The organism is Fictibacillus iocasae (genome assembly GCF_042665465.1).
Taxonomy (GTDB): Bacteria; Bacillota; Bacilli; order Bacillales; family Fictibacillaceae; genus Fictibacillus; species Fictibacillus iocasae.
This window is the reverse complement of record NZ_JBHTCP010000013.1, coordinates 151221-163591: the sequence shown is the minus strand read 5'-3', so window position 1 is coordinate 163591 and position 12371 is coordinate 151221. Positions and strand designations below refer to the sequence as shown.

Annotated in this window: 9 protein-coding genes; all 9 read left to right on the top strand. The window is 48.3% G+C overall.

What is annotated here, in order from left to right:
* Positions 1-17: 17 nt before the first annotated feature.
* The 9 genes from nuoL to spoIID all read left to right on the top strand — a co-directional run bounded on the left by nuoL (position 18) and on the right by spoIID (position 12194).
* Positions 18-1880 carry an NADH-quinone oxidoreductase subunit L gene (gene nuoL, locus ACFQPF_RS07450; protein WP_379748136.1) on the top strand — a complete coding sequence of 621 codons (1863 nt, stop codon included), beginning with the start codon at positions 18-20 and terminating at the stop codon, positions 1878-1880.
* Positions 1877-3400, top strand: a complete 1524-nt coding sequence (locus ACFQPF_RS07445; RefSeq protein ID WP_379748134.1) for a complex I subunit 4 family protein — start codon at positions 1877-1879, stop codon at positions 3398-3400. Before nuoL ends, ACFQPF_RS07445 begins: the two co-directional genes overlap by 4 nt.
* A 3-nt stretch (positions 3401-3403) precedes the next feature.
* Positions 3404-4924 carry an NADH-quinone oxidoreductase subunit NuoN gene (nuoN, locus tag ACFQPF_RS07440; protein ID WP_379748132.1) on the top strand — a complete coding sequence of 507 codons (1521 nt, stop codon included), beginning with the start codon at positions 3404-3406 and terminating at the stop codon, positions 4922-4924.
* Positions 4925-5899: 975 nt separating this feature from the next.
* The gene (locus ACFQPF_RS07435) at positions 5900-6133 is read left to right on the top strand and encodes a DUF1146 family protein (RefSeq protein WP_379748479.1); all 234 of its coding nucleotides are present in this window, start codon (positions 5900-5902) and stop codon (positions 6131-6133) included.
* A 96-nt stretch (positions 6134-6229) separates the two neighbouring features.
* Positions 6230-6973, top strand: coding sequence for a YwmB family TATA-box binding protein (locus ACFQPF_RS07430; RefSeq protein WP_379748130.1), 744 nt, complete (start codon positions 6230-6232; stop codon positions 6971-6973).
* A gap of 32 nt (positions 6974-7005) precedes the next feature.
* Positions 7006-8322 (top strand): UDP-N-acetylglucosamine 1-carboxyvinyltransferase, encoded by a 1317-nt coding sequence (gene murA, locus ACFQPF_RS07425; protein WP_379748128.1) that lies wholly within the window; start codon positions 7006-7008, stop codon positions 8320-8322.
* Between the two features lie 258 nt (positions 8323-8580).
* Positions 8581-8721, top strand: coding sequence for a lmo0937 family membrane protein (locus ACFQPF_RS07420; RefSeq protein ID WP_379748126.1), 141 nt, complete (start codon positions 8581-8583; stop codon positions 8719-8721).
* 650 nt (positions 8722-9371) lie between these two features.
* On the top strand, positions 9372-11039 hold the full coding sequence (locus ACFQPF_RS07415) for a M4 family metallopeptidase (protein ID WP_379748124.1): 1668 nt from the start codon (positions 9372-9374) through the stop codon (positions 11037-11039).
* Between the two features lie 126 nt (positions 11040-11165).
* Positions 11166-12194 (top strand): stage II sporulation protein D, encoded by a 1029-nt coding sequence (gene spoIID, locus ACFQPF_RS07410; RefSeq protein WP_379748122.1) that lies wholly within the window; start codon positions 11166-11168, stop codon positions 12192-12194.
* Positions 12195-12371: the final 177 nt, after the last annotated feature.

The following is a 12371-nucleotide window of genomic DNA, read 5'->3' as shown; positions in this document are numbered from 1 at the left end:
GAAAAGGGGAGAATAACATGTTGCAAAACGCCTGGCTTATACCGCTGTTCCCGCTTCTGTCTTTTATCGTATTGACAGCATTCCGCCATGCGGGCCGTCTTTCACCGCTCATCGGCCTTTCCGCTGCTCTGGCTTCATTCCTCGGTGCGGTTGTCGTGTTTGCGGAACAGTGGCAAGGCAATTCATACAAAGCAGAGCTGCAGTGGCTGATGATTGGGGACCAAAGCATCACGATGGGGTTTGAAGTGAACCCGCTGAACGCCCTCATGCTAGTGATCGTAACGCTCGTCAGCCTGCTCGTTCATCTTTATTCAAAAGGATACATGGAAGGCGACAGCCGTATCGCTGTTTTTTACGCGTATCTAGGTTTGTTCACGTTTGCGATGCTCGGGCTTGTCCTTTCCCCCAACCTGTTGCAGGTGTACATATTTTGGGAGCTTGTCGGACTAGGTTCGTTCCTCCTCATCGGCTATTACTTTTACAAGCCAGAAGCGAAAGCGGCTGCGAAAAAAGCGTTCATCATGACGCGCATTGGAGATGTGGGGCTGTTTATCGGCATCATCCTCTTATTCTGGCAAACAGGCAGCTTCGAGTACGACGAGATTTTTAAAGCGGTGGAAAATCAAGAAATCTCGCAAGCGATGATCACACTCACCGCGTTACTCGTCTTTATCGGAGCCATCGGAAAATCCGGTCAGCTGCCGCTTCACACGTGGCTTCCTGACGCCATGGAAGGCCCGACGCCGGTATCGGCACTCATCCATGCCGCAACGATGGTCGCCGCGGGTGTGTACCTTGTCGCATCCTTATTCCCGCTGTTTGACGCATCGCCAGCCGCTATGACGACCGTGGCCGCTGTTGGAGGAGCGACCGCTATTTTTGCCGCCACAATTGGACTCATGCAAAAAGACATCAAGCGCGTTCTAGCCTATTCGACCGTCAGCCAGCTCGGATACATGATGCTCGCACTCGGATCAGCAGGCTATTCGGCAGGCATTTTCCACCTTGCTACACACGCATTTTTCAAGGCGCTGCTGTTCTTAGCAGCAGGAAGCGTTATACATGCGGTACATACTCAAAATATCGAGGAAATGGGCGGTCTATGGAAGAAGCTGAACCTCACCGGCCCGCTGTTTTTAATCGGTGCCCTGGCGATCTCCGGTTTTCCGCTGCTTTCCGGTTTCTTCAGTAAGGATGAAATTTTGGCCTCTGTCTACGCAGATGGACGCTACGGACTGTTCGCGCTGGCGCTTGCGGCAGCGTTCATGACATCGTTTTATATGTTCCGATTGTTCTTTATGGTGTTTAGCGGCGAGACGCGCACAAAACAGGAAAGCGTCCATGAATCTGGCTGGACCATGACCGCGCCAATGATTATACTCGGTGTTCTTGCCGTCACTGCCGGCTATGTGAACACGCCATGGTTCGGCACCTTTTTAGCCGATTACCTCGCGCAAGGACCGGTGGAACTGCATTCTGATCATCACGGACCGATATGGATTCCTCTTGCGGCAACGGCTGTCTCCCTGCTCGGCATTGTACTTGCCTATATGATGTATGCGAAAAGGTCGATTCGCCGCGACTGGCTTACTCGCTCGTTCCCGTCTGCAAGCCATATCATCTACAACAAATGGTTTGTGGATGAAGCGTATGATGCTACGTTTATTAAAGGAACAAAAGCAGCAAGCCGGGCAGGAACGCTGTTCGACCGATATGTAGTCGAAGGGGCAGCAGAAGGGGCAACATCTGCAGTCCAGTGGCTCGCAAAAACTGGCAACAAGCTGCAGGACGGAAACGTGCAAACCTACGGCAGTGCCGTCATACTTGGCCTGGCCGTCCTATTTATTGTCATCGCACTGACAGGGGGGTACTTTTCATGAACACTATGCTGCTAACGCTGCTGTTATTCTCTCCGCTCCTTAGTGTGCTCATTCTTCTGTTCGTGCCGTCTGATGATGAGAAGACATTGAGGATGACCGGTGTTCTTGGTGCCCTGCTGCCGCTTGCCGCCGCACTTATCGCGTTCTCGGCCTTTGACAGGACAGAAGCGGGCGTCCAGCTGGAAGAAGTGTATCAATGGATCACGTACGAAGTATTTCAGGCGAACGGTGAGCTGAATTATTCCATTCAATATCATATCGGTGCGGATGGATTATCCATGACCATGATCCTTTTGACCGCCTTTATCGCCTTTCTTGCGTCCATTGCATCGTTTTCTGTTAAAAGCAAACTGAAGAGCTATTATATTTTGTTCTTTATTTTAGAGTTAGGGATGCTTGGCGTGTTCTCTGCGCAGAATCTCTTTTTGTTCTTTGTCTTTTTTGAACTGACCTTGATCCCGATGTTTTTCTTGATCGGCCGTTACGGCTATGACAATAAAGAGAAAGCGGCGTGGAGCTTCCTTATCTACAATGGGATTGGCTCGGCCATTCTGCTCATCGCCTTTGTCGCATTGTTCATGAAATCCGGCTCGATGGCGTTTGACCAGCTGAAAGCCGTCTTCGCCTTGCCTGACGCTGACTTATACGAGATGTTCTTAACAGAAAGATTCCGAACGGGCATTTTAATCGCAATTTTAGTGGCGTTCGCCGTCAAGCTCCCGGTCGTTCCGCTTCACACTTGGATGCTGCGTGTTCACGCAGAGGCGCACCCGGCTATCGTCATGATTCACTCGGGCATTCTGCTTAAAATTGGAGCTTACGGGATGATTCGCTTTGGATTGGGCATTTTTCCGGAAGAGTTCAAGAGCCTTGCCGGTGCCGTGGCCATATTGGGTGTCGTGAACCTTTTATATGGAGCCTTTCTGGCGATCACACAGTCTGATCTGAAAAAAGTACTGGCCTATTCATCTGTTTCGCATATGGGCATTGTGCTGATCGGTCTCGCCGCGCTGAACGAGGCAGGCATTCAAGGGGCCGTGTTCCAGACGGTTTCACACGGATTGATCTCGGCGCTGCTGTTCTTTCTCGTCGGTGTGCTTTACAGTCGCAGAGGATCGTCTCAGCTTCATGACTTTGGCGGTCTTGCCGCACACATGCCGGTCGCATCAGCACTGCTGCTCGCCGGCGGTCTTGCGTCACTCGGCTTGCCTGGCATGTCGGGGTTCATCTCAGAATTTATGGCGTTTTTAGGATTGTTTAACGTGATGCCGGTGGTTGCCGCTGTTGGGACAATCGGGCTGATCTTGACGGCGGTATATGTGCTGCGCGCGGTATTGGCCGTTACGTTCGGTAAGGAGAGACATGAGAACACTGTGTATGGACCGGACATGACGGCATTAGAACGGTTTCCGGCATATATGCTGCTCGCTGCTATCATTGCGATTGGCGTGTTTCCGTCATTGCTCAGCGGGCTGCTAGGCGCCACGCTAGAAAGCATCAAGCTTGGATGGGGAGGGTAACGGATGGACACGGACGCATTGCTATCATACAACTGGAGTGTCATGGCCCCCGAATTCACCATTCTAGGCGTTGCCACTCTTTTATCCATCATTGATCTGTTTATGAGTAAACACACGAGCAGACGCCCGCTTCTGTGGCTCGCGCTCGCCGGTGTCGCAGTCGCGATGGCCTTTGTCTTCATGCAGCTCGATCAGGATGTTACGTCGATTCTTCACGATACGTACCGGCTGGATTTCTTCTCAAAAGCCTTTAAAATAGTGCTTCTCCTTGGCGGATTTCTCGTCCTGCTGCTCGCGGCGGATTATAGAAAAGAGGAGCTGAGCGAGAGCCGAGGCGAGTTTTATTATTTGTTCCTGACGGCGCTGCTTGGTGCGATGATCATGGCATCAAGCGCGGATATGATCACGCTGTTTGTGGGGCTGGAGCTTTTATCGCTGTCTTCCTACATTCTTGCTGGCATTCGGAAAAAAAGCCGCAAGTCCAACGAGTCAGCCTTTAAGTACCTCGTGTCAGGAGGCATCGCGACAGCCATCACGCTGTTTGGGCTGAGCTACATCTTTGGCCTTACCGGTAAGACGAACCTTTTTGACGTGGTCGAAACCCTTCAGGAGCCAGCGCTTCTCGAGCATTCCTTTTTGCTTGTCTTTGCCTTTTTCATGACGTTTATAGGACTCTCATTTAAAATTGCGGCAGCACCGTTTCACATGTGGGCGCCGGACGTGTATGAGGGTGCACCGATCCCAGTTACCGCGTTCCTGAGCGTTGTGTCAAAAACTGCGGGCTTTGTGATTTTGCTTCGCTTTATCGTGCTGACCTTTATCGCTGCAGCTGGCATTGACCGTGATCCCCTTCTTGTTCAGGTGCAACCATACTTGATGGTTCTGGCTGCAGCCACCATGATCATCGGAAACCTAGGTGCACTGAGGCAGCGGAATGTGAAGCGGCTCTTTGCCTACTCATCTGTGGCACAGGCAGGATATGTACTCGTTCCGTTCGTTTCCAACTCGACTCAAGTGTTCGAGCTGATCTGGTTTTATCTTTTAGCTTATGTGGTGATGAACATCGGCGCGTTCGCCTGCCTCCAGACGCTCACACGCGACGCGAGATCCAATGATATCAGCATTTTCCGGGGGCTGTTCAGCCGATCGCCTTGGCTGGCATCGGCTATGACCATCTTTCTTCTCTCACTCGCCGGCATTCCCGCGACCGCAGGATTCGCGGGCAAATTCGGCATCTTTATGGGGGCGCTCGGACCAGAGCCAGGCCACTATGTGCTAGCCGGCACGATGATGCTCATGACGCTCGTGTCCTACGTGTATTATTTTAATATCATCGGACTGATGTTCTTCCGAGACGGCAGCAGCAAACGCCGGCTTCCGCTTCCGCCGAGTCTCGGAGCCGTGCTCGTATTCTGCGCCATCGCCACGATCGGCCTTGGCATCCTGCCAAACATCGCATTAGACTTCTTCTTTGAAAGCTTTGACGTAAACGAGTTCTTTATGAACACAGGGCATAACCATTGATGAAAAAAGACCGCTGTTGCGGTCTTTTTTTCTATGTACTTTTGAGGTTGTTTAAAAACTTTATCTCATTTTTGATTTTGGTGGATTGGTTTTTGGGCTTAGATAGTGCGAACATGTTCTTCGGAGCTAACCTGAGGTCCGGTACTTAGGTTTGTTTGGTTCTTGAGCTTGGATAGTGCGAACATGTTCTTCGGAGCTGACCTGAGGTCCGGTACTTAGGTTTGTTTGGTTCTTGGGCTTGGATAGTGCGAACATGTTCTTCGGAGCTAACCTGAGGTCCGGTACTTAGGTTTGTTTGGTTCTTGGGCTTAGAAAGTGCGAACATGTTCTTCGGAGCTGACCTGAGGTCCGGTACTTAGGTTTGTTTGGTTCTTGGGCTTAGATAGTGCGAACATGTTCTTCGAAGCTAACCTGAGGTCCGGTACCGAGATGATGACCTTCGGTATCATGAAGATCGTTATCGGTACCGGACCCCACTGCGGGTGGCGGGGAAGCTAAAAGATGGTTTGGTTTTTTGGCGATGTTTGTGCGAACATCCTAATATGCTGCCGAAGTAATTATGTTTTGGTTTTTGGGCTGGGTTTGGTGAACATGTTCTTCGAAGTTAACCTGAGGTCCGGTACCGAGATGATGACCTTCGGTATCATGAAGATCGTTATCGGTACCGGACCCCACTGCGGGTCGCGCGGATGTTAAAGATGGTTTTGTCTGCTTGGCCTTGTTTGGCAAACATACATAAAGGCTTCGATGTCTTTGGTTTTGTTTGTTTGAATGGATTAATTATTTTTCTGCGAAGTAAATTCCGGATTGAAGAAACTTTCGTTTCTTTGAATTCGTCTAATGAAGTGTTGTTTGTGTGAAGGGGGAGTCGTTCAAAAAGTTTTAAAAAAGATAGGTATTTTGAACGATTCGTTGATGTTTGGGAAGGATTATGCTAAAACTGTCGAAATATGTAAAGGGGGATTTATTGCGTTGATTGAGAATGCTGGTCAGAGCGCGTTATTACATATTATCGTAAATATTCTGTTTCTGATTATCGCCTGGTGGGCGATGCAGTCGTTTCATATTGATAAGTTTATCCGTAAGGGGAAAGTGATGCAGGCGAGGGTTCTGTTTATCTTGCTTACTGTTGCACTTGCGAGTCTTGCGAGCGACTTCTTCCTACAATATTTAAACTACTCAACAAATCTTCAGTTTTTGTTTTCATAAAAATGAAGTGAAATGGTGTCGGAATATGACTTCAACTTCCACGGATAGATCTGGCTCTCTTGGCAAGAATGTCAAGTAGAGAGGATGTGGCCGGGAATGAAACGTTATATTGCTTTATTTGCACTTATTTTATTTGCTATACAGTTTTCCGTTTCTTACGCAGATTCTAGACAGAGTCATGAAAAGCTTGAGCTGATGGCGGAGCAGTTGGAAAAGCGCGAGATCGAGCTGACGGAGTGGTCTTTGTACACGCGTGGCAATTTGGGTTTGATTGAGGATTTTAATGGGTATTTAGATACAGTGGAGAAGCTGAAAAGCAAAATGCCTGAGCTCGATTGGAGCACCAAGCCGTTGAAGTCTGGCGGTGAATGGAAAATGTCGGGCATGAAATCGCATGGTGACGGGAGTGTTGAGAGGCTGACAGTAATTGCCTACCCCCACAAAAAGGAACTTGCATCGTATTTTATTTATGCGGTTGAAGGAACGCATTTGCCAGAATCCGGATTTAAGAAAACGGAGAAGCGCTTTTATGAAAAAGCGGCAAAGTTTTCCAGTGAGAAATTGAATTATTTCTCTTGTATGTCGGGTATAACCGGTGATAAAATGAAGTTTGGTTTGTATAACGAAGCACATGAGCTAGTATCGTCATTCTCCGCTGTTCCAATTGAAGAACTGCAGGAAGAGACGTTTGTATCACTATCGGCATATACTGCATTATGGGATGATGCCATTACTACAGCTCAAGATAAAATGAATCTGCAGATAGCAGTGCGAACCGATGGATTGGGCGGCCGAACGACCGTTACAATTGGAACACCAATAATTACGTCTGAATATTAATATAAGAAAATTGGACGCGGAGGGGAATATCGTTGGAAAAAATCATTGTCCGTGGTGGTAGGCGGTTAGAAGGCTCTGTTCGAGTGGAAGGAGCTAAGAATGCCGTACTTCCTGTCATCGCAGCATCAATTTTAGCCAGTAGCGGCACGAGCACGATCAAGGACGTGCCAACCCTTGCTGATGTATACACGATTAACGAGGTACTGCGTTATTTAAATATTGATGTAAAATTCGAAAATGGCCAGATCAAAGTGGATGCAACAGGAGAGCTTAAGACAGAAGCGCCTTTTGAGTATGTGCGCAAAATGCGTGCATCATTCCTTGTAATGGGACCATTGCTTGCTCGTGTAGGGCTAGCTCGTATCGCTCTTCCTGGTGGATGTGCGATCGGATCTCGTCCGATTGACCAGCATCTTAAAGGGTTTGAAGCGATGGGTGCGACGGTTAAAATCGGGAACGGCTTTATTGAAGCCCGCATTGACGGACGCCTTCAAGGAGCAAAGATTTATTTAGACTTCCCGAGCGTGGGCGCGACGGAAAACATTATGACAGCGGCTGTTCTTGCTGAAGGAACGACAATCATTGAGAACGCGGCGAAAGAACCGGAAATTGTTTGCTTGGCGAACTACTTGAACGCTATGGGCGCAACAGTTGTTGGCGCAGGAACAGGCACGATCCGCATTGAAGGTGTCGATGAGCTTTACGGCGCGGAGCATGCGGTGATTCCAGACCGTATTGAAGCAGGAACGTATATGGTAGCAGCTGCGATCACAGAAGGAGATATCCTTGTAGAGAACGCGATTGCTGAGCATCTTCGTCCATTGATTGCGAAGATGGAAGAAATGGGTGTATCGATTCGTGAAGAAGGCAGCGGACTTCGTGTTCGCGGACCTAAGGAATTGAAGCCGGTTGACATTAAGACGATGCCGCACCCTGGATTCCCGACAGATCTTCAGTCACAGATGATGGCTCTGCTTCTTCGTGCAAAAGGCACGAGTGTCATCACGGAGACTGTCTTTGAAAACCGTTTCATGCACGTGGAAGAATTCCGCCGCATGAACGGAGATATCAAGATTGAAGGCCGTTCATCCGTGATCAACGGACCTGTTCAGCTGCAAGGTGCTGAGGTTCAGGCAACGGATCTTCGCGCAGGCGCTGCTTTGGTACTGGCTGGGCTTGTCGCTGACGGCTACACGCGCGTCACAGAGCTTAAGCACATTGACCGCGGTTATGTAGACTTTACTGGTAAGCTTCTTGCCCTTGGCGCTGATATCGAGCGTGTGAACGAAGGAATGGCAGACGAAGCATCAGAAAGCCAAGAAGAATCTTTGAAAAGCAATCTTGCCTAATTAATCATGAGAATGAAACCCCTCGAGCTGTTATGCTGGAGGGGTTTTTTGTGCACTTTCATATAAGAAAATCGATAAAATATGAGGGCAACTAAGGGTAACTTAAGTGTTTGTGCGTCAGCCCAAGTATTCTTGTATGCTCGATGAGAAAAATTTGTTTTGCACGAGTGATGACAGGGGGATTGGCAAATAATAAAGAAACCGGATTTTTCTGTGTAACACTAGAAACTATTTTAGAGAGCGAAAGGACGATGAAACATGCTCTGGACGATTTTGGTCGTAATCGTTGCACTGTGGCTTCTCGGCTTTGTGATGGATATTGCCGGCGGATTGATTCATATTCTGCTTGTCATTGCAGCCATCATTTTTATAGTAAACCTCGTAAGAAGAAAGAGATAAAAGGTGTAGTTTCAATCAAAGTTTCCCCTAAGGCTGCAGCAGGATCAACTGCGGTCTTTTTGTGTGTTCTGCCCCTAAAAAAGGAGGAGTGAACCTCTGCAAGGAATACAAAAAAATAACAAGGAATAAAACGGACAAAGGGGGAAGGATGTTGAACCGATCTATCTTGATTTCATTATTTTTTCTGATGACCTTTTTAACGTGGCTGTTTTGTGCGATTTATTTTTCCTCGGAAAGTGAGTGGTGGACGGTCATAAAGCAATGGAGTGACGATACATTTGTAAGTTCTATATCTCCAGGACGAGTTTTACTTGGTTCGCTCGTGTTTATGGCTTTAGGAACAGCATGCGTTTTTCTCTTAGGAAGCAAACCTATACCTGCACAACCAAACGACCAGAAATGATTCTGGTCGTTTGGTATGTCAATAAGGAGGCTGACATGATAAAGAAATACAAATATTTCATAAAAACTAGGAGGTTGGATTCAGAAAAATACAAACATCATACGAGGTCTAAATACCCATTAACTAGAAATATGACAAAACTTTAGTCCCTTATAATCAAAATTTTTAAAATAGTTTGAAAATAAAAGCGAGCATGCTATGATTACTTTCACACAAGCAGTTTACCAACGATTAAGGGGATGAAAAGGTGAATAAAAAGGTATTGGCACTAGGGTTATCATTCGGTTTGGCGGCAACACCTTTACTAGGAGGACAAGGCTACGCGGCAGAAGGAAAAAACGTACTTTCTACGAAAAAGTTCAGCGAGCTGACGAGCACGCCTTCCTTTGTTTCTGGGAAGCTGACAGCAGTGAGCTCGAAATCCGCGAAAGACGTTGTGTTAGGATATTTAAACGCCAACAAACAGGCGTACAAGCTAGGGGAAGCGTCTGTTGCAGAATCATTCTCTGTTGTATCTGAGAAAAAAGATGAGCTTGGGCGCAGTGTACTGCGTCTTCAGCAGCTATATAAAGGGGTGCCTGTTTGGGGATCTCAGCAGGTGGCGCACGTGAGCGAGAATGGAGAACTGCTCGTGCTATCCGGAACCGCAGCACCTGACCTGGATAAAAAAGCAGGACTCGGCTTCACAAAGAAAATCTCAGGATCGAAAGCGATTGCAGCGGCTGAAAAAGACCTCGGGTATACACCGGAGTATGAGCAGGCACCAACTTCTGAGCTCGTTGTTCTTGCGGACAAGGGTGTGTATGCCTATAAAGTGAACTTGAACTTCCTCGCGCCTGAGCCGGGCAACTACAACTATTTCGTGGATGCCTCGACAGGCAGCATCATCAACAAATACAACGACTTGGATGAAGCCCATGGCACAACGGCTAAAGCAGCACCTGGTGGTGGCGGACAGCCTGTTGTCGGATCGAATGCGGTCGGAACAGGAAAAGGTGTGCTTGGCGATGCAAAATCGCTGAACACGACGCTTTCCGGCTCTTCCTACTACCTGCAGGATAACACGAGAGGCGGAGGCGTGTTCACGTACGACGGGAAAAACCGCCAGCAGCTTCCGGGAACTCTGTGGGTCGATGCGGATAACGTATTGAACGCAGCATATGACGGGGCGGCAGTAGACGCTCATGTGTACGCGGGCCAGACATATGACTATTATAAGTCAGTATTCAACCGCAACTCCTATGACAATAAAGGGGCGGCGCTAAAATCGACGGTTCATTACGGCCGCAGCTATAACAATGCGTTCTGGAACGGATCTCAAATGGTGTATGGCGATGGAGACGGCACAACATTCATCCCGTTATCAGGATCGTTGGACGTTGTCGCGCATGAACTGACACACGCCGTGACCGACTTCTCTTCTGATCTCATCTATCAAAACGAATCGGGCGCGCTGAATGAAGCAATGTCTGATATTTTCGGGACATTGGTAGAATACCATTTTAACAACAAGCCGGATTACGAGATTGGGGAAGACATCTATACGCCAGCTAAAGCGAACGATGCCCTTCGTTCTATGAGTGATCCTACGAAATACGGCGATCCTGACCATTATTCGGTCCGCTACACAGGCACAGGCGATAACGGCGGCGTTCACATTAACAGCGGAATCATTAACAAAGCAGCCTATTTGCTGGCTGTCGGCGGCACGCATTATGGTGTAACGGTACCGGCTATCGGCAACGCGAAAGTAGGGGCCATCTACTATCGTGCGAACACAGTCTATTTAACAGCATCCTCCACCTTCAGCCAGGCGAGAGCGGCTCTCGTTCAATCAGCAGCCGACTTGTACGGTGCAGGCTCTGCGGAAGTGAATGCGGTGAACAAATCCTACGATGCTGTAGGAGTCAATTAATAGGAGGAAGCTCCCTGTCCGTTCTAGCACGGGCAGGGTTTTTTTTGTGTGGTGTGGCAGGTTCTATTAATTTGTCCTGCTGTATACAATAGACTATCAACTACACACACCGGAGGAACGTTGTTCATGAAGTCACGATTGAAGCCTGTTCTATGGATTGCTGCCGTTTTCATTGGCGTTGTGCTGATTATCCCCGCGTTGTTCGTGCTCCCCTTTTCATCAGGTCCTCCGCTGGTAGAGGTAGACTCTGTAAAAAGTGATCATCCTGTTCAAGAGGTGAAGAAGCCGCAAGTGAAGCACTCAGACGTTATTGTTCCTGTTTTCCGCACAGATAAAGAAGAAATCACCAGCATCCCGCTTGAGGAGTATGTGGCAGGTGTTGTCGCTTCTGAAATGCCTGTGAACTTTGAACTCGAGGCGTTAAAAGCACAAGCGCTCACTGCTAGAACGTATATTGTGAACCGGCTGAGTAAAAAGGGAACCGGTGATGGTGCAGTACCCGCAGGCGCAATCGTCACCGACACGGTCAAACATCAAGTGTTTAAGAGTGAGGAAGAGCTGAAGGAGCACTGGGGCAGCGATTACGAGAAGAACATGTCTAAAATAATTGAGGCGGTGAACGAGACGAGCGGGAAGATATTGACGTATGAAGGCAAGCCGATCAACGCCAGTTTTTTCTCCACAAGCAACGGCTACACCGAGAACAGTGAAGAATACTGGGATAACGCCTACCCTTATCTAAAAAGCGTAAAAAGCCCATGGGATAAGGAATCTCCTAAATATAAAGAGAGCTCAAAGCTGAGTGTGTTTGAAGTCGAGCGCATGCTTGGTGTGAAACTGGGGCGCGACGGAGAGATCGGCAAGATAAAGAAAAGAACGGCCGGCAACAAAATCGCCATCTACCAAATCGGAAAAAAAACATTCACTGGCAGAGAAATGCGAGAGAAGCTGAAGCTCCGTTCCTCTGATTTCTCATTAAAGAAAAAAGGAAAAATCGTCCTGATCGCCACAAAAGGCTACGGCCACGGAGTCGGGATGAGCCAATACGGCGCAAACGGAATGGCCGCAGAAGGGAAAACATACGAAGAAATCGTCAAGCACTACTACCGCAATATCGCCATAACCGACTACAACCCTACAACCGCAGCGAAATAGAGTGCAGAAGGCATCCCGATCCATGGGATGCCTTTTTCGCACGATAGGAAAGTATAACTTTTTTGCAAGATGATTACTCGACGTGGCAAAAAAAGTTAAGGTACATAGTGTAAGGGCAACTAAGGATGACTATAAGGCATGGCGTCAGCAGAGTTTTCTTTATTGTGTTTATGGATG